General features: G+C 64.6%; 16 protein-coding genes. 5 read left to right on the top strand and 11 right to left on the bottom strand.

The window, feature by feature from the left end:
- Positions 1-120 precede the first annotated feature (120 nt).
- Positions 121-675 (top strand): DUF3090 domain-containing protein, encoded by a 555-nt coding sequence (locus ACV095_RS08985; RefSeq protein WP_056390609.1) that lies wholly within the window; start codon positions 121-123, stop codon positions 673-675.
- A gap of 30 nt (positions 676-705) precedes the next feature.
- Here ACV095_RS08985 and ACV095_RS08980 read toward each other — a convergent pair whose 3' ends face one another.
- Entirely contained in the window at positions 706-1,104 is a 399-nt protein-coding gene (locus ACV095_RS08980; RefSeq protein ID WP_018769427.1) for a DUF4259 domain-containing protein, read from the bottom strand.
- Positions 1,105-1,276: 172 nt separating this feature from the next.
- On the opposite strand from ACV095_RS08980, the gene ACV095_RS08975 reads away from it, so the two are divergent.
- On the top strand, positions 1,277-2,779 hold the full coding sequence (locus ACV095_RS08975; RefSeq protein WP_478223299.1) for an HNH endonuclease signature motif containing protein: 1,503 nt from the start codon (positions 1,277-1,279) through the stop codon (positions 2,777-2,779).
- 78 nt (positions 2,780-2,857) lie between these two features.
- On the opposite strand, the gene nrdF is transcribed toward ACV095_RS08975, so the two are convergent.
- From nrdF to ACV095_RS08935, 8 genes are all read right to left on the bottom strand, one after another.
- Positions 2,858-3,832 carry a class 1b ribonucleoside-diphosphate reductase subunit beta gene (nrdF, locus tag ACV095_RS08970; protein WP_018769429.1) on the bottom strand — a complete coding sequence of 325 codons (975 nt, stop codon included), beginning with the start codon at positions 3,830-3,832 and terminating at the stop codon, positions 2,858-2,860.
- A gap of 91 nt (positions 3,833-3,923) precedes the next feature.
- Positions 3,924-6,044 (bottom strand): class 1b ribonucleoside-diphosphate reductase subunit alpha, encoded by a 2,121-nt coding sequence (gene nrdE, locus ACV095_RS08965; RefSeq protein ID WP_018769430.1) that lies wholly within the window; start codon positions 6,042-6,044, stop codon positions 3,924-3,926.
- 20 nt (positions 6,045-6,064) lie between these two features.
- A complete protein-coding gene (nrdI, locus tag ACV095_RS08960) occupies positions 6,065-6,535 on the bottom strand; it encodes a class Ib ribonucleoside-diphosphate reductase assembly flavoprotein NrdI (protein ID WP_018769431.1) in 471 nt (156 codons plus the stop codon).
- A gap of 136 nt (positions 6,536-6,671) precedes the next feature.
- On the bottom strand, positions 6,672-6,917 hold the full coding sequence (gene nrdH / locus ACV095_RS08955; protein ID WP_013601222.1) for a glutaredoxin-like protein NrdH: 246 nt from the start codon (positions 6,915-6,917) through the stop codon (positions 6,672-6,674).
- 366 nt (positions 6,918-7,283) lie between these two features.
- Positions 7,284-7,835 (bottom strand): TspO/MBR family protein, encoded by a 552-nt coding sequence (locus ACV095_RS08950; RefSeq protein WP_478223298.1) that lies wholly within the window; start codon positions 7,833-7,835, stop codon positions 7,284-7,286.
- 37 nt (positions 7,836-7,872) lie between these two features.
- Positions 7,873-9,249, bottom strand: coding sequence for a class I SAM-dependent methyltransferase (locus ACV095_RS08945; protein WP_200953160.1), 1,377 nt, complete (start codon positions 9,247-9,249; stop codon positions 7,873-7,875).
- Positions 9,246-9,977 carry a DUF1365 domain-containing protein gene (locus ACV095_RS08940; protein WP_018769434.1) on the bottom strand — a complete coding sequence of 244 codons (732 nt, stop codon included), beginning with the start codon at positions 9,975-9,977 and terminating at the stop codon, positions 9,246-9,248. The genes ACV095_RS08945 and ACV095_RS08940 overlap by 4 nt, the downstream gene beginning before the upstream one ends.
- The gene (locus ACV095_RS08935; protein ID WP_478223297.1) at positions 9,974-11,371 is read right to left on the bottom strand and encodes an NAD(P)/FAD-dependent oxidoreductase; all 1,398 of its coding nucleotides are present in this window, start codon (positions 11,369-11,371) and stop codon (positions 9,974-9,976) included. The genes ACV095_RS08940 and ACV095_RS08935 overlap by 4 nt, the downstream gene beginning before the upstream one ends.
- A gap of 96 nt (positions 11,372-11,467) precedes the next feature.
- Here ACV095_RS08935 and ACV095_RS08930 point away from each other — a divergent pair, with 96 nt between their 5' ends.
- From ACV095_RS08930 to ACV095_RS08920, 3 genes are read left to right on the top strand one after another with little or no spacing between them, the layout of a single operon-like run.
- A complete protein-coding gene (locus tag ACV095_RS08930; protein ID WP_026265795.1) occupies positions 11,468-12,385 on the top strand; it encodes a LysR family transcriptional regulator in 918 nt (305 codons plus the stop codon).
- 45 nt (positions 12,386-12,430) lie between these two features.
- Complete coding sequence (locus ACV095_RS08925; RefSeq protein ID WP_018769437.1) at positions 12,431-12,937, top strand: DUF2004 domain-containing protein; 507 nt, start codon at positions 12,431-12,433, stop codon at positions 12,935-12,937.
- A 48-nt stretch (positions 12,938-12,985) separates the two neighbouring features.
- Positions 12,986-13,702 carry a hypothetical protein gene (locus ACV095_RS08920; RefSeq protein WP_224083991.1) on the top strand — a complete coding sequence of 239 codons (717 nt, stop codon included), beginning with the start codon at positions 12,986-12,988 and terminating at the stop codon, positions 13,700-13,702.
- Positions 13,703-13,729: 27 nt separating this feature from the next.
- On the opposite strand, the gene metE is transcribed toward ACV095_RS08920, so the two are convergent.
- A complete protein-coding gene (gene metE, locus ACV095_RS08915) occupies positions 13,730-16,069 on the bottom strand; it encodes a 5-methyltetrahydropteroyltriglutamate--homocysteine S-methyltransferase (protein WP_056390631.1) in 2,340 nt (779 codons plus the stop codon).
- A 107-nt stretch (positions 16,070-16,176) separates the two neighbouring features.
- Positions 16,177-17,142, bottom strand: a complete 966-nt coding sequence (locus ACV095_RS08910; RefSeq protein ID WP_018769440.1) for a methylenetetrahydrofolate reductase — start codon at positions 17,140-17,142, stop codon at positions 16,177-16,179.
- Positions 17,143-17,267: the final 125 nt, after the last annotated feature.

Here is a 17,267-nt window from a genome sequence, read left to right as displayed (position 1 = left end):
AGGCTGGGTGGATGGCAACCTCTTTTGTGGCCCTCGAAAGGCACCAACATCGGCGATGCGCGGGTCGGCGGCGCCGCCGGGCAAACGGCGCACGAAGCCTGATGTGCCTAAACTACTGACATGCCCACACGTGTTCATGAGTTTGCCTGGCCTGACCGGGTCGTCATCGGCACCATCGGTGTTCCAGGGGCGCGAACGTTCTACCTGCAGGTACGTGCAGGTAGGCAAATTGTGAGCATCGCACTGGAGAAACAGCAGTCTGCCCAGCTCGCCGAAAAGATTGACGAAATCCTCGACGAGCTCATCGCCCTTGACGGCAATCCCTTCAGTGTTCCCACGGGTACTCCCATCGAGCTCGTCGACAATGACCAGCTCGAGGCAGTCCAGGAGCAGTTCAGGGCCGGCGCCATGAGTTTGGGCTGGGACCCGACAACGGCGCAGGTTGTGATAGAGGCCTACCCGATCATTGAAGTCGGTGCTGATGAAGACGTCGAATTGCTTGCTGGGAACGCCGCTGACGTGGCCGAAATGTTGCTGGTGCGGATGCCGGTGGGCACCGCCCGCGCATTCGCCAAACGGACCCGGGAGGTAGTGGGTGCCGGGCGTCCGGCATGCCCGCTCTGCGGTTATCCCATGGACGCCGACGGGCATACCTGCACTCTTCCTGAAGTCTGATGCCAGGGAGCCCGGACGGTAGTGGCGGGTCTACCGCAAAGCTGTCCGCAGCCGTTCCTTGAGGTCTTCAAGTGATTCACGCCATTCCGGTTCGTCAGCGTTGTCCCACAGTTCAGCAAGCTCGGACTTCTCCCCGGCAACCCGTTCAACTGCTTCCAGTGCCATCTCCACGTCTTCGGCGGTGACCTCTGCCCCGCGGGCAGCCACCCAGGTCGCCACGGTCTCCGGGAGATCGCCCAGCGGGTTGCCTTGGCTGGCGGAGGTCACTTCGGCGGCGGCGATAGCGACAGCCCCTTCGGGTGCCTCGACATACCTGTGACCTGCCTTCGCCAACGCCTGGCGCACGACGTCGACCCCTCCGGTCTCCAGCTCGTCCAGCCAGTCCAGCGCGTCGTCGTTCTCAAACGGCAGGTAGCCCCATGCACCCACGTGGTTCCCCTTCCGGTTAACGGCTAGTGGCTCCAAATATGCCAGACCGCGCCGTTGCAGGTCATACACGCGGTGGATGCCTGCAAAGCTTTTCGAGTGCGTGCTGAAAGTGCGGTTGTTGGCGCGGAGTGGTGGCCCGCAAAATGTCACACCCCCCTTGGATGATGAGTACATGGGAAGCGAAGCGGTGACAACGGCTTTTGAAGCGATCGACTCCTCGATTGCCCTGCTCCGCGCCGAGGTGGCTGAGTCCCGTAACGGGTTCCCCCAGCACGCCGACCCCTTGGCCGCCGTCGCTGACGGGTGCCTGGACATCCTTGCCGGAATTTCACGAACCGAGGCCCGGGTCGCTGCGTTGAAGGCGGAGGCAACGGCCAGATATGCGGATTCCGCGCGATCTGCCGCGCCTCCTGACATGCCCGTCCAGGCGCAGGAAATGGCAATAGCGGCCGAGGTGGGCTGTGTACTGGCCATCGGCGATCGGGCTGCAGGCATGCTGTTGGAGCAATCCCATGCTTTGGCTACGTTCTTGCCACTCACCCTGGCAGCATTGCAGGCGGGAACTGTCTCGTGGCAACACGCCAGGGTGATGGTGGACGAGACCGCCACCCTTGACTGTGACGCAGCGCGGGTACTCGAGGCACACTTCCTCGGCGCTGACGCGGCCAATCCTGCCCGCGGCTGCCCGGCCGGCGAGATGCCCGCCTTCAGGTTCCGGCGGAAGGCCAGGACCTGGCGCGAACGGCACCACCCGGACAGCATCGAAAAACGCCATGCTAAGGGAGCGCGGGACAGGTGCCTGGAATATACCCCGGAGCAGGACGGCATGGCGCGGGTGTCTGCCTACCTGCCCGCGGACCAGGCGGCTGCGATCTGGAACCGCATTACCGCCATCGCCCGGGGCCTGCAAGGGCCCCACGAGAACCGGACGCTCACCCAGTTACGGGCAGACGTATTTGCTGCGGCAGTCCTGCGAAGCGACAACGGCATCAGCGGCGGCGGGGCTGAGGCCGGAGGACCCGGCATGGCCGATGTCCCTACGCCCCGGGCCGAGGTCCTGATCACCGTTCCCGTCTTCTCACTGCTGGGGCTGACAGAGGAACCGGCCACGCTGGACGGGTTCGGACCCATCCCTGCCTCCATGGCCCGGAATCTCCTAACCAATGGAGCGGATTCGTTCCATCGGGTGCTCATAGATCCACGGGACGGGGCCCCGTTGGAAATCGGCCGCACAAGCTACCGGCTGACGAAGGCCATGCGGAACTGGCTACGAATGCGCGACGGCAGATGCCCGTTCCCCGGGTGCAGCAACCAGTCCCTGGACAACGAAGCAGACCACCTCCTGGCCTGGCATCACGGCGGAACCACCGGGATCAGCAACCTGGGACAGCCTTGTCCCCGGCACCACAGACTCAAACACGCCAGCGGCTGGACACCGACCCCCGCATCACAGAACGAGCCGCCCGGCTGGATTTCACCATCAGGGCGGAGATACAAAAGCGAACATCAGGACTGGGAAGCACCTCACTGGCCGTGTTCGTTGGGGCAGCAAGCCACAGAACGGCAACATCCATATCCTCCTATGCCCACCGCGGTGAGGGGGACCGTGGACTATTTTCGGGAACCGCCATCTGCGGGAGAAGCATTCCTTCGTACCTACCTCGATGCCAAATGAACTGCCGGATATGGCAGCAAGGGACCCCGCACAAAACGTGCGGAGTCCCTTGCTGTCGGATCCTGAAAAGAAGAAAGTCTAGAAGTCCCAGTCCTCGTCTTCCGTGTTGACGGCCTTGCCGATGACATAGGACGAACCCGAGCCCGAGAAGAAGTCATGGTTCTCGTCAGCGTTCGGGGACAGGGCCGACAGGATGGCCGGGTTCACGTCGGTGACGGACGCCGGGAACATCGCCTCGTAGCCCAGGTTCATGAGGGCCTTGTTGGCGTTGTAGTGCAGGAACTTCTTGACGTCCTCGGCCAGGCCCACGCCGTCGTAAAGGTCGTGGGTGTACTGGACCTCGTTTTCGTACAGCTCGAACAGCAGTTCGAACGTGTAGTCCTTGATCTCCTGGCGGCGTTCCTCGGAGACCTTTTCCAGGCCCTTCTGGAACTTGTAGCCGATGTAGTAACCGTGAACAGCTTCGTCACGGATGATCAGGCGGATCAGGTCGGCGGTGTTCGTCAGCTTGGCGCGGGAGGACCAGTACATGGGCAGGTAGAAGCCCGAGTAGAACAGGAAGCTTTCCAGCAGCGTGGAGGCCACCTTCCGCTTCAGCGGATCGTCACCCTGGTAGTAGTCCATGACGATCTGCGCCTTCTTCTGAAGGTTCTCGTTCTCGGTGGACCAGCGGAATGCCTCGTCGATCTCCTTGGTGGAAGCCAGGGTGGAGAAGATGGAGGAGTAGCTCTTGGCGTGCACTGACTCCATGAAGGCGATGTTCGTGTACACAGCCTCCTCGTGCGGAGTGAGGGCATCCGGAATCAGGGACACCGCACCGACCGTGCCCTGGATGGTGTCCAGCAGGGTCAAGCCGGTAAATACGCGCATGGTGAGCTGCTGCTCGGCCGGCGTCAGCGTGTTCCAGGACTGGACGTCGTTGGACAGCGGCACCTTTTCCGGCAGCCAGAAGTTGTTGACCAGGCGGTTCCAGACGTCGACGTCCTTGTCGTCCTGGATGCGGTTCCAGTTGATGGCCTCGACGTGGCTGAGCAGCTTGACCTTCTCGGTCATGTCATCCCCTATGCGTTGGGTGGGTTTTCTCTAAGTTAAAGCGTACGACGGCGGGCGGGCGCCCGCCGTCGTACTGTCGCGTTGGTTGAAGCTACAGCATGCAGCTGACGCAGCCCTCAACTTCGGTCCCTTCCAGCGCGAGCTGGCGGAGACGGATGTAGTAGATGGTCTTGATGCCCTTCTTCCAGGCGTAGATCTGGGCCTTGTTGATGTCGCGCGTGGTGGCGGTGTCCTTGAAGAACAGCGTCAGGGACAGGCCCTGGTCCACGTGCTGGGTGGCGGCGGCGTAGGTGTCGATGACCTTCTCGTAGCCGATCTCGTACGCATCCTGGTAGTACTCCAGGTTGTCGTTGGTGAGGTACGGCGCCGGGTAGTACACGCGGCCCAGCTTGCCTTCCTTGCGGATCTCAATCTTGGACGCCACCGGGTGGATCGAGGAGGTGGAGTTGTTGATGTAGGAGATCGAGCCCGTCGGCGGCACGGCCTGCAGGTTCTGGTTGTAGATGCCGTGCTCCATGACCGAAGCCTTCAGCGCGCGCCAGTCTTCCTGCGTGGGGATGTGCACGTTCTTGAAGAGCTCGCGGACCTTCTCGGTCTGCGGAACCCACTCCTGCTCCGTGTACTTGTCGAAGAACTCCCCCGACGCGTACTTGGACTTCTCGAAGCCGCCAAACGTCTGGCCGGTTTCGATGGCCAGCAGGTTGGAGGCGCGGACGGCGTGGTACACCACCGAGTAGAAGTAGATGTTGGTGAAGTCCAGGCCCTCTTCAGAGCCGTAGTGGACCCGCTCCCGCGCCAGGTAGCCGTGCAGGTTCATTTGGCCCAGGCCAATCGCGTGGCTCTGGTCGTTGCCCTTGGCGATGGACGGCACCGAGGTGATGTTGGACATGTCCGAGACAGCCGAGAGGGAACGGATGGCCGTCTCGATGGTCAGGCCGAAGTCCGGCGAGTCCATGGTCTTGGCGATGTTCAGTGAACCAAGGTTGCAGGAGATGTCCTTGCCGGTGTCGGCGTAGGACAGGTCATCGTTGTACGTGGTGGGCTGGGAAACCTGGAGGATCTCCGAGCACAGGTTGGACATGATGATCTTGCCGTCGATCGGGTTGGCCCGGTTCACGGTGTCCTCGAACATGATGTACGGGTAGCCGGATTCGAACTGGATCTCGGCGAGGGTCTGGAAGAACTCGCGTGCCTTGATCTTGGTCTTCTTGATCCGGGAATCGTCAACCATCTCGTAGTACTTCTCGGTGACCGAGACGTCCGAGAACGGCATGCCATAGACGCGTTCGACGTCATAGGGCGAGAACAGGTACATGTCCTCGTCCTTCTTGGCCAGTTCGAACGTAATGTCCGGAATGACGACGCCCAGGGAGAGGGTCTTGATGCGGATTTTCTCGTCCGCGTTCTCGCGCTTGGTGTCCAGGAACCGGTAGATGTCCGGGTGGTGCGCGTGCAGGTACACGGCGCCGGCACCCTGTCGGGCACCGAGCTGGTTGGCGTAGGAGAAGCTGTCTTCGAGGAGCTTCATCACGGGAATGACGCCGGAGGACTGGTTCTCGATCTGCTTGATGGGCGCGCCCACCTCGCGGATGTTGGTCAGCGCGAAGGCCACTCCGCCGCCGCGCTTGGACAGCTGCAGGGCGGAGTTGATGGAGCGTCCGATCGACTCCATGTTGTCTTCGATGCGGAGAAGGAAGCAGGAGACCAGCTCGCCGCGCTGCTTCTTGCCCGCGTTCAGGAACGTGGGGGTGGCCGGCTGGAAACGGCCTTCGATGATTTCATCCACCATCTGCAGGGCCAGCTGCTCGTTGCCGCGCGCCAGGTGCAGTGCCACCATGCAGACGCGGTCCTCGTAGCGCTCCAGGAAGCGCTTGCCGTCGAACGTCTTCAGCGTGTAGGAGGTGTAGAACTTGAAGGCACCCAGGAAGGTCTCGAAGCGGAACTTCTTCTTGTAGGCGCGGTTGAACAGCTCACGGATGAAGTTCATCGTGTACTGGTCCAGCGTCTCGCGCTCGTAGTACTGGTTCTTCACCAGGTAGTCGAGCTTCTCCTCCAGGTCATGGAAGAACACCGTGTTGTTGTTCACGTGCTGCAGGAAGTACTGGTGCGCGGCCTCGCGGTCGGCGCCGAACTGGATTTCGCCGTTGGGACCATAGAGGTTCAACATGGCGTTCAGCTCGTGATAGCCCAACCCCTTGTACGCGGCGGGCATCTCAGGCTTCTGGGACCTGGTTACTTCTGTGTCTGCGACAGTCGTGTCCAAAACGTGTCCAATCCTTGGTTGACCCGGGTAACGTCTTCCGGCGTTCCCATAAGTTCGAATCGATAGAGGTGGGGTACGTGGCATTTGGCGGCGATGATGTCCCCGGCCATGCAGTAGTTGTCCCCGAAGTTTGTGTTTCCGGCGCCAATCACGCCGCGGAGCAGTTTCCTGTTCTGCGGGTTGTTGAGGAACCGGATGACCTGTTTGGGAACGGACCCCTCTCCCCCGGTGCCACCGTAGGTGGGCACCACCAGCACGAATGGCCGGGTAGCGAGGAGGGGTGCGTCCTTTGGATAGAGCGGGATCCGGGCAACCTCACGGCCTAGCTTCGCGACGAAGCGGCTGGTGTTCTCGGATGCTGATGAAAAGTAGATGAGCTGGCTGCCGGTGCGGACCGGTTCAGCCTGGTCCTGCGACCCGGCCGGCGGGGACACCTCCACGCGCTGAGCCGCGTGGATGGGAACAACCTGGTGAATTGGTAAGGCCTCGCGGTCATGCTGTGCTGCTGGTGCTGCTGGTGCTGCCACGTGAGTCACCTCAGCTGGTTGCTGGTTGCCGGCAGGAGAAGCGGAACTCCTAAGCCACGGAGGAAACGGCGGAAAGTGCCAGTTCCTCGATCTTGTCGGGGCGGAAGCCGGACCAGTGGTCCTGGTCGGTGACCACAACGGGAGCCTGCATGTAGCCAAGTGCCTTCAGTCGCTCGAGTGCCTCGGCGTCCTGGGAGATGTCAACGCTCTGGTAGGTGATGCCCTTCTTGTCGAGCGCGCGGTAGGTGGCGTTGCACTGAACACAAGCAGGCTTCGTGTAAACCGTTACGGTCATTGTCCCTGTCCCCTTAGTTGAAATCTTGCTGGCCCGGTGTCCCCGTCCAGCTGTATGTAGATACTACATGTAGTGCAGACGCCTCTTTGGAACCCCAAGATGATGTATTACAAGTATGTCATTTAATGCACCGTTAATCCACAGGCAGGGGCGGGAAAAATGCCCGGAATCGCGGGTTTTTTGCGGGCTGGGTCCACACCCTGTGGAGTACTTAGCCACATTTAAAGGACCGCGTGTCGCACGGCTGCGGCGTGTCGCGCCCTGTTTCCTTCCGCATGAAAAGGGTCCGTGACCACTACATGTAGTGGTCACGGACCCGGGTTCCGCTCCCTGCGGCGAAGGTGTGTCCAGCTTGCCCGGGGTTTCCTACCGCTTGGCGGAGTTGAGGTTGGCGATGGCGGTGGACAACGCCGTGGCGAAGCCGCACCACGCCGCGTAGGGAGCCAGCGATACCCCGGCCGCACGGTTCAGCCGATAGGTGCGGCGCACCAGATCGGCGCTGCTGGCGGCGAGCAGGGCGGCCTCGGCCGCCGCAAGCCAGGGCCTGCGTGAGCGCCAGAAGAACCAGCTCCACGATGCATTGAGGACCAGGTTGGCAGCCAATGCACCCCGGTAGGCGCGGAGCTCCCGGCGGGAGCCCTTGCCACCCGGGTCGGATGTGCCGGCCGGGGTGGCAGCAGCCCGGTCCAGTTCAGCAGCCCGGTCCATTTCAGCAGCCCGGTCCAGTGCGACGGCGGACGTCACCGCGAGGTCTGCATACAGGGCCGTCCACACCAGCGGGAAGGCGATGGCCGGCGGCTGCCAGTCCGGCTTGCGCAGCCGCAGGTACCAGCTGCCCTGCGGATCCGTGGCCACTCCGCCCGCGGCGGCTGTGGCGGCCGTCGCCGCCGTCGTCCATGCAAGTGTTTTCAGTCTCATGGCCGGAACCTCCGATTCCCCTGGCTTCTGCCGAATGCTATAGCTGCGCCTCCCGGCGGTCCAGCACGATCTGCTGGACATCCAGGTAACCGGACTGGAAGCCGGCGCGCGAGTAGCAGAGGTAGAACAGCCACATCCGCTGGAACACTGCATCGAAGCCGAGCTCCCCCACTTCCCGGGACCGGGAAAGGAACCGTTCCTCCCACAGCCGCAAGGTGGCGGCATAGTGGTCACCCATCCCCATGCGCTCCCTTACCCGAAGGGTGGTGTGCTGCTGGGTCACGCTCTCGATGGCACGGACGGACGGCAGGAACCCGCCGGGGAAGATGTACTTGTGCACCCAGGTGTAGGCGTTGCGGGTGGCCAGCATGCGGCCGTGCGGCATGGTGATGGCCTGGATGGCCACCTTTCCGCCGGGTGCCAGGACGCGGTCGATGGTCTGGAAATAAATGGGCCAGTACTCGTACCCCACGGCCTCGATCATTTCCACCGAGACCACGGCGTCGTACTCGCCTTCCACCGCCCGGTAGTCCTGCAGGGCAACGGTCACGCGGTCCGCGAATCCGGCATCCTCAATGCGTTCCTGCGCCAGCGCCTGCTGCTCGCTGGACAGCGTGACGCTGTAGACCGTGGCGCCGCGGGCGGCGGCACGCAGGGCAAGCTCGCCCCAGCCGGTGCCGATTTCCAGCAGCCGCGTCCCCTCGCCCACGCCGGCCTTGTCCAGCAGCCGGTCGATCTTGGCCCGCTGGGCCTCGGCCAGGAACTCCCATGCAACGGTGGACAGCGGACCCGCCTTCTCCGGGAACAATGCCGAGGAGTAGCTCATGGTGGAATCCAGAAAGTTGAAGAACAGGTCGTTGGACAGGTCGTAGTGCCGGGAGATGTTGCTGCGGGTGTTTTGTTCGGCGTTGCGTTCCTGGCGGGGTGTCCGGGGCAGGTACAGCGAGCGCAGCTTCTGCAGCGGCATGGGGATCAGCGTGTCCACGGAGGCCGCGAAGACTTCGAGCAGCGCGGCGAGGTCCGAGGCTTCCCAGTCGCCGGCCATGAAGGATTCGCCCAGACCGATCAGGCCGTTGTCTCCGATCCGTGCCTCGAACGCGTCGGGCCGCAGCATGGTCATCACGGGGGCCTCCGGCCCGCCGGTTCCGAGCACGGACCCGTCCGGATATTCGACGCGGAGCGGCAGCCGCTTGACTGCACCCCTGAACAGCAGGCCGGCTGTCCTGCCGGCCAGTCCGGCTTTCATGCCCGACGGCGGTTGGGCAACACCTGGCCACAGGTCGGGATTGATGATGGCGGGCGACGCCGGCACCCCGGTTGCGCCCCAGGCTGCGGGCACGTGTCCGGCGGATGGTCCGCCGGCCTTGCCTTCGACACGGCCTGCGGTGGTGCCGTTATCGTCCGTCATGGTCATTGAACTGCCTCCTGTGAAGTGTGGGGTGGTCTGGCAACGACGGGCAGGTGTCTTGCCCAGAGTTTAATGCCCTGTATCCGGATCAGGGCGGATACCAGCAGCGGCGCGGCAGGCACCGCGAAAGCCGCCGCCAGGATGTTCGAAACGGTGGCGGGGCGGCGCCGTCCGTCCATGGTGGCCACGAAGGGCCGGTGCCCCTCCCGCTCCAGGATGATTGATACGGCAAGCCTGTCCCCCGGGGCCGGGAGCTTCATCCGGTACTCGCCGTCGACGTCGTTGAAGGGTGACACGTAGAACGCCTTCGGCACCGAGGCCCGCCCGGAGGGATCGGTTCGCAGCAGGTAGCAGTGCCGCTCCCCGTAGGTGTTGTGGACTTCGGCCACCACGCACTGCAGTTCCCCGGTGGAGCGGTAGCACCAGAACAGGGTGAGCGGGTTGAAGACGTAGCCAAAAACCCTGGCACTGGTGAGCATGTGGATGGGTCCGCCGTCGGGCTCCACCCCCTGGGTGCGCAGGTAGCGCTCCACGTTGGCCCGAATGCTTGCGCCGGGATCGCCCAGGTGGTCTCCGGCGCGGAACACTGCCAGCGGCCGGAGCAGGAACGGCAGGCGCGGCATGTGGTCCAGGTCCACGAACCAGCTGTAGCTGCGGTAGGTGAACGCATTCTTCAAGGGGCTGCGCCGGACATGGGAGATGGACGTGCGGAAAATCGAGGCGTCCATGGTCATGCCCGTTCCGTGGACAGCAGTTCCCGCTCCCCCTCGCCGGAGGAGTTGCCCGGTTCATCCGCGCGGGCCTCCGGCCAGGTGCGGCCCAGTTTCTCGGCCGCCCGCACCCCGGAGAGGGCACCGTCCTCATGGAAGCCCCAGCCAAGGTAGGCCCCGGCGTAGGCGATCCGGTTGTTGCTCAGCGCGGCGATGGCCTGCTGGGCCTGGAGGGATTCCGGCGTGTATTGCGGATGTTCGTACACCATGCGCTCCAGCACGGCGGTGCCGGCAATCAGTTCCGACTCCCCCAGGCTCACCAGGTACGGCTTTCCGTCCACGGGATGCAGCCGCTGCAGCCGGGTCAGGTCGTAGCTCACCAGAACCTTGTCGGGTCGCGCGTCGCACGCCGGGAGCCGGTAGTTCCACGACGCCCTGGCGTTGTCCGCGGCAGGCAGGACTGCCGGGTCCCGGTGGAACACGGTGTGGTTCACCGAATACGGCATCCCGCCCAGCGCTTCCTTCTCTTCCGGTGTGGCGTCGGACAGGAACCGGAGAGCCTGCGCGGGATGGGTAGCGACCACGACGGCGTCAAACTCTTCCGGCCCGCTGGCCGTTACGAGCTCCACGCCGTCGGGCAGGCGCCGGATGGCAGTGACGGGCGTGTTGAGCCGGACGTCGGCAAGCGTGGCGGCGAGCTTTTCCACGTACCGGGCAGAGCCGCCGGTGACGGTACGCCACTGCGGCGAACCCTTGATCCCCAGCATGCCGTGGTGGCCCAGGAACGTGAAGAGGTACCGCGCGGGGTAGGCCAGGGCGGTGGTGGGGTCGCAGGACCAGACTGCACTGACCACGGGGGTCATGAAGTGGGAGATGAAGTAAGGGCTGAACTTCTCCCGTTCCAGGAACGCGCCAAGTGTCAGTTCCGGCACCGGCACCTCGCCGCTGACGGCCGACGGCGGCGCGGTCCTGAGCAACTCCCTCGCCTTCCGGTAGAAACGGGTCACCTCCAGCAGCATCAGCAGGTAGCGGCCGCGGAGCAGGCTGGAGGGTTTGGCGATGATGCCGCGGGCGCCGTCCCGTGCCCCCGCGTATTCCAGCCCGCAGCCGTCGCAGCGGATCGACATGCTCATCTCGGAGTCCTGGGTCTCGACGCCGAGTTCGGCGAACAACCGCAGCAGTGTGGGATAGGTCCGTTCGTTGTGCACGATGAACCCGGTGTCCACCCCGATGACGCTGCCGTCGGGCTGCGGCATGTCGTGGGTGTGGGCATGGCCTCCCAGCCGTGAGTCCGCCTCGAACAGGGTGACGTCGTCCTGCCTGTTCAGCACGTAGGCGGCCGTCAATCCGGCCACGCCGCTGCCGATCACGGCGACGCGCCGCCGCCCGCCTGGACTTCCTGCTGGGTTAGGTGACAATTCATGCTCCTCTGCTGAACATTTGCCGCTGGGCTGCGTATACAACTGGCTATTCGGTGCCGTGCCGGCTGTGGATGGGTGAAGTACTGTGGGCTGGTGTTAAACCCGGTGCACCTGAAGACCCTCCTTGAAGTCACGCGGCTGGGATCGTTTGCTGCCGCAGCGGCAACGCTCGGCTACACGGCCTCCGCTGTGTCCCAGCAGATGTCGGCTTTGGAGCGGGAAACGGGCACCATCCTGTTCCAGCGTTCGGCGCGCGCCGTGATTCCTACGGAAGCCGCCGTCGTCATGACGCGGCACGCCGCAAAGGTGCTCACGGATATCGAGGCACTGATGGCCGCCGCCTCCAGGACCCAGGCCACGGAAAGCCAGGAACTGCGGCTGGGGATCTTCCCCAGCCTGGCCACGTATGTCCTGCCGCGGATCCTGAAGAACCCGGCGTGGAAGAAACTTGGGATCGACCTGCGGGTGTCCGTGGCTGAACCCGGCCAAACCATCCAGGGGCTGCGTACCGGCGGCGACCTGGACCTGGCCGTGGTGTTCCAGGTGGGCCAGACCGGCTTCGCCTGGCCCAACACCATCAACAGGCAATGGATTGGCGACGACGATTTCCGGGTGGTGCTGCCTGCCGGCTGGGGTTTCCGGGCCGACGCGAAGGTCGCGGCCGACCACCTCTCGGAGATGCCGTGGATCATGCACCATCCCGGCACCAGTGACGCCATGGTGATCGAGCGTCTGTTTGCCGGCTGCAACCTGCACCCCAGGGTGGTGGCGCACAGCGACGATTTCCATGCCAGCCTGGAGATGGCCGCCGCAGGGCTGGGAGCCGCTTTGGTTCCGGAACTCGCGCTCCGGAACAAGCCGGCAGGCGTTGTGGTGCTGGACGTCCCGGAGATCCGGCTGGCCCGGAACGTGTTTGCGCTGCTGATCAATGACCGGAAGACGGCACGGGTGCAGCTTTTCGTTGACCTCCTGGCCGAAACCCTTGCCGGGATGCGCACGGCAGTGAATTAGGGCAGAACGCTGGAATGGTCTGCCCTTCGGGTCTATGTTGAGAATATGAACAAGGTAGCGAGCCAGCACTTTGGGGAGATCGAGCTCAACCACGGCATGGATCATCTCTTTGCCGCCAAACATGAGCTGCGTGGCCACCCGCTGGAACTCGACCTGAACATCAACGCCCACGACAACTTCGATGAAGCCGCGCTCCGCAAGGTCGAGTACCGGCTGCGCTTCCTGCCGGAACTGGTGGACGAGGTCCGCGAGATGATCGCTGAGGAACTTGAGCAGGAGGGCACCAGTCCGCAGGAGTATCTGCACTTCCACTGCAACGCCCTCAAGGACGAGCACCTGCACAAGGTTTTCGGTGTCCAGGACCGCAGCCAGCTCACCAACGAGGTCTTCCTCAAGGCCCTCAAACTTGGCCATGTGGGCATTTACCCCGGCCAGCCCGAGCGCTACTTTGTCCTGGATTTCACCCTGGGCGAGCACTTCACGGACGAGGTCCTGGTGGCGTCCGCCGACCAGGACGGCGTGGTGGACGACGAGATCGTCTGGGAGTCCTAGGCCGTCGACCGGTCGACAGCGCCCGGGCACCAAGGAGGGTGGGCGGCCATGGATGTGGTTGATGACAGGCGTGGCATCTGGCGGCTGGCTTCGTCGCTGCTCCTCGCCGGCGTGCTTGTTTCGATTCTCGCCGGCATCCTGCATGCTGAGTCCCACGACGCCAACGACCATGTGGCGTCCTTCACCGCCTATGCGAACAGCGGAATCTGGACCGCCGTGCACCTGGGCCAGTTCGTGGGAATGGCGCTGGTGGGGGCCGGACTTGTTACGTTGGGCACCGCGCTCGGCGTCCAGCGCCGCCCGTTGGCCTGGGCCGCACGGTTTGGTGCTCTGTCCGCCGCTGCTGCAGTTGTGCTCTACGCCGCCCTGCAGGCAGTTGACGGGGTGGCCCTGAAACAGGCGGTGGACGCGTGGGCTGCTGCCCCGGACCCGGAAAAGGCGCCCCGTTTTGCCACAGCTGAAGGCATCCGCTGGCTGGAATGGGGAATGCGCAGCTACCAGAGCATCCTGCTGGGTGCCGCCTTGGTACTGGTTGGTGTTGCTGTGGCCGCAGCCCGCCACGCTTCCCGGATTGTTGGCTACCTCATGGCGCTGTCCGGGCTGGCGTATGTGGCGCAGGGGTGGATCATCGGGGAATCCGGATTTTCGGCAGCCAATTCGTTGCCCACGCTGGTGGGCATTGTGGCCATTGTTGTGGCGGCCGTGTGGCTGGCCGTCAGCGGGTGGCGGATGACGCAGACGACGGCGGCCGGCCACCTGGGGTGACCGGCCGCGGTTGCGTCGTTTCCCGTCTTACTTGGCCGCCTCCAGCAGGCCGGCCCGGACCGTCTGCGTGGCCTTGACCAGGTTGCGCAGCGACTCTTCGGTTTCGGCGTAGCCGCGGGTCTTCAGGCCGCAGTCCGGGTTGACCCAGAGCTGGCGGGACGGAACGTGCTTGACGGCGGTGGCCAGCAGCTCGGTGACTTCCTGCTCGCCGGGAACACGCGGCGAGTGGATGTCGTAGACGCCCGGGCCCACACCGCGGCCGAAGCCGTGCGACTCGAGGTCGTGGACAACCTCCATCCTGGAGCGCGCAGCCTCGATGGAGGTGACGTCCGCGTCCAGCCCGTCGATCGCGTCGATGATCACGCCGAACTCGGAGTAGCAGAGATGGGTGTGGATCTGCGTGGAGTCGGCGGCGCCGGCGGTGGCCAGGCGGAAGGAGTCAACAGACCACTTCAAGTAATCCGCCTGGTCCGCCCTGCGCAGCGGGAGCAGTTCGCGCAGGGCGGGCTCGTCCACCTGGATGACCTTGATGCCGGCAGCTTCCAGGTCGGCGATTTCGTCGCGCAGGGCCAGGCCAACCTGGTTGGCGGTCTCGCCGAGGGGCTGGTCGTCGCGGACGAAGGACCAGGCCAGGATGGTGACGGGGCCGGTGAGCATGCCCTTCATCGGCTTGCTGGTCAGGGACTGGGCGTACTTGGCCCACTCAACGGTGATGGGGGCGCTGCGGGTGACGTCGCCCCAGAGGATGGACGGACGCGTGCAGCGTGAACCGTAGGACTGCACCCAGCCGTGGACGGTGACGTCGAAGCCCTCGAGGTTCTCGGCGAAGTACTGGACCATGTCGTTGCGCTCCGGTTCGCCGTGCACCAGGACGTCGTAGCCGAGCTCTTCCTGCAGCTCCACCACACGCTTGATTTCGTCCTTCATCAGCTGCGCGTACTGGTCGTCGGTGAGCTCACCCTTGTTGTTCCGGGCGCGCGCCGACCTGATGTCCGAGGTCTGGGGGAAGGAGCCGATGGTGGTGGTGGGCAGGGGCGGCAGGTGCAGTGCTTCCTCCTGCGCCGCTTCACGGACCGCATAGTCGGAGCGGGTGAAGTCGGCTGCGGTCAGTGCCTCGGTGCGGGCCCGGACGTCAGCGCGGTGGACGCCCTCTGCGGAAGCGCGGGAAGCGATCACGGCGGTTGCCTGGTCAATGGCGGCCTTGGCGGAAGCGGGGTCGGCCAGGTAGGACGCGAGGGTTTTGACCTCCACGGCCTTCTGGTCCGAGAACGCCAGCCAGCTGCGGAGCTGCTGGGAGAGCTGTGTCTCCTCCTCGACGTCATGGGGAACGTGCTGGGTGGAGGTGGACGTGGAAACGGTGACCCTGCCGGCAGCTGCCGTCAGTTCATCCAGCTTGGCAGCCGAAGCGGCGAGGTCGTTGCGCCAGATGTTGTGGCCGTCCACGACGCCGGCAACCAGGGTTTTGTTGCCCAGCGCGGCGAGTGCCGCTGCGGAGGGGACGGCGCCCTTGAAGACATCGATATGCAGGGCGTCGATGTTGGTGGCGGCGAGGGTCCCAAGCTGTCCGTCGAGGGAACCGTATGGGGTGGAGACGAGGATCTGCGGGCGGTTGGCCGCAGCGGTGAGGACCTCGTAGGCGCGGGCCACGGCTGCTTCGATTTCGACGGCCGGGGTGTCCTGGTCAACCACGAGTGCGGGCTCGTCGAGCTGGATCCAGCCGGCGCCTGCTTCGGCGAGCTTTTCGAGCAGCTGCACGTAGACGGGCAGGATGTCTTCGAGGCGGGACAGCGGCGCGAAGCCGGCGGGGGCGTCGTCGGAAGCTTTGGACAGCAGCAGGTAGGTGACCGGGCCCACGATGTAGGGGCGGGTCTCGATGCCGTTGGCCAGCGCGAAGGCGAACTCGTCAACCTTGGCGGTGGACGCAAGGGTGAACTTGGTCTCCGGGCCGATCTCCGGAACCAGGTAGTGGTAGTTGGTGTCGAACCACTTGGTCATCTCCAGCGGCTGCTGTTCCTTGTTGCCGCGGGCCAGCGTGAAGTAGCCGTCGATGTCCAGCTGGCCCCCGGCGTTGAGGAGCTTGCCGAAGCGGGCCGGTACCGCGCCAAGGTGCGCGGTGGTGTCCAGGACCTGGTCGTAGTAGGAGAACGTGCCCGGGACCGCGGCGGCTTCGGTGAGGCCCAGTTCCTGCAGGCGTTTGGCGATGCTGAGCTGGATGTCCTTGGCGGCGGCGTCCAGGGCGCCGGCGTCGATCCTGCCGGCCCAGTAGGCCTCAACGGCCTTCTTCAGTTCGCGGCGGCGGCCGATCCGCGGGTAGCCGAGGAGTGAAGCTGCCGGAAACGGCGTGCGGGCGGTGTTCTGTTCAGTCATGGGGTTACTCCTGATGTCGAGGGCGTGCGCGGATGAACGCAGCACGGATGAACGCGGCGTGTACGAACGCTGCGTGGGTGAAGGAAAGCTGGTGAGGTGGGCGCCGGTCAGCTGGCGAGCTGGCTGCGGGCGATCGATTCGCGGCGGGTGCCGGGACGGCTGCGCCGCGGCAGGGCCAGCTTGTCCAGCACTTCCAAGGCACTCTGGTGCTCGTTGAAGGTGTAGATGTGGATGCCGGGTGCACCCGCATCAAGGGCGGCGTTGGCCAGGTCAACGGTGGCGTCGACACCAATGTGGAGGCGTTCGAGGTCGGAGTCCGCTGCGGCGAGGCGGGCCATCAGTTCCGGGGCGGGTTCCACGCCCGTCAGCTGGCCCAGCCGGTTCAACCGGCGGAGGCTGGTCAGCGGCATGACGCCCGGGATGATCGGGATGGTCACCCCGGCACGGCGGGCCCGGGTGAGGAGGTCGGCGTACTGCCTGGTCTCGAAGAACACCTGGGTGATGGCGAAATCCGCGCCGGACCGCTGCTTGGCAAGCAGCACCTCGACGTCGTGCTCCTCGCTGGGCGACTCCGGATGCCGGGTTGGGTATGCCGCCACGCCCACTGCGATCTTTCCTGCGCACAGCAGGGCCGACCGGCGCTGCTCCACGCGGCGGATGAGTTCGATCAGGTCCTGGGCGTACCGGAGCGAACCCGTGGCCGGGGCGCTGGCGTCCTTGGGAAGGTCTCCGCGGAGGGCGAGGATGCCCCGAACCCCGGTGTCCAGCAGTTCGCCGACGATCGCGGCGAGTTCCTGCGGCGTGTTGCCCACGCAGGTGAGGTGGGCCAGCGGCCGCAGCGTGGTTTCCAGCAGGAGCCGGTTGATGAGTTCGACGGCGGTGTCCCGGTTGGATCCGCTGGCGCCGTAGGTGACGGACACGTAGTCCGGTTCAGTGGCTTCCAACTCGCGGATGGTGGTCCAGAGCGTCTCCGCTGCCGCGGGAGAGCGCGGCGGGAACAGCTCATAGGAAAGCGCCACCGGAGCGGTGTCGGAGAGGTTGGGATGTGCGTCAATCAGGCTTGGTGGTGACATTTGCGTCCTTGGCTTTGGGCCATTGGGGGTTCCCTGCCACGAAACAGGACAGGAAACCGGCAATGAATTTGAGTTTGGGGAACACGGAGGGACTCCACGAGGACGCAGCCGCGACTGTTACGCCT

Source organism: Arthrobacter sp. JDC6 (genome assembly GCF_056484025.1).
The sequence above is the reverse complement of the archived record's forward strand: the minus strand, read 5'-3'. Positions and strand labels throughout refer to the sequence as shown.

Excerpts from the sequence above, each read along its gene's own strand:
- ACV095_RS08975 (WP_478223299.1), top strand. The coding sequence starts at position 1,277 with ATGGGAAGCGAAGCGGTGACAACGGCTTTTGAAGCGATCGACTCCTCG.
- nrdF (WP_018769429.1), bottom strand. The coding sequence starts at position 3,832 with ATGACCGAGAAGGTCAAGCTGCTCAGCCACGTCGAGGCCATCAACTGG.
- ACV095_RS08920 (WP_224083991.1), top strand. The coding sequence starts at position 12,986 with ATGGATGTGGTTGATGACAGGCGTGGCATCTGGCGGCTGGCTTCGTCG.
- nrdE (WP_018769430.1), bottom strand. The coding sequence starts at position 6,044 with ATGCCCGCCGCGTACAAGGGGTTGGGCTATCACGAGCTGAACGCCATG.
- nrdH (WP_013601222.1), bottom strand. The coding sequence starts at position 6,917 with ATGACCGTAACGGTTTACACGAAGCCTGCTTGTGTTCAGTGCAACGCC.
- ACV095_RS08985 (WP_056390609.1), top strand. The coding sequence starts at position 121 with ATGCCCACACGTGTTCATGAGTTTGCCTGGCCTGACCGGGTCGTCATC.
- ACV095_RS08950 (WP_478223298.1), bottom strand. The coding sequence starts at position 7,835 with ATGAGACTGAAAACACTTGCATGGACGACGGCGGCGACGGCCGCCACA.
- ACV095_RS08940 (WP_018769434.1), bottom strand. The coding sequence starts at position 9,977 with ATGACCATGGACGCCTCGATTTTCCGCACGTCCATCTCCCATGTCCGG.
- ACV095_RS08910 (WP_018769440.1), bottom strand. The coding sequence starts at position 17,142 with ATGTCACCACCAAGCCTGATTGACGCACATCCCAACCTCTCCGACACC.
- ACV095_RS08925 (WP_018769437.1), top strand. The coding sequence starts at position 12,431 with ATGAACAAGGTAGCGAGCCAGCACTTTGGGGAGATCGAGCTCAACCAC.
- metE (WP_056390631.1), bottom strand. The coding sequence starts at position 16,069 with ATGACTGAACAGAACACCGCCCGCACGCCGTTTCCGGCAGCTTCACTC.
- ACV095_RS08945 (WP_200953160.1), bottom strand. The coding sequence starts at position 9,249 with ATGACCATGACGGACGATAACGGCACCACCGCAGGCCGTGTCGAAGGC.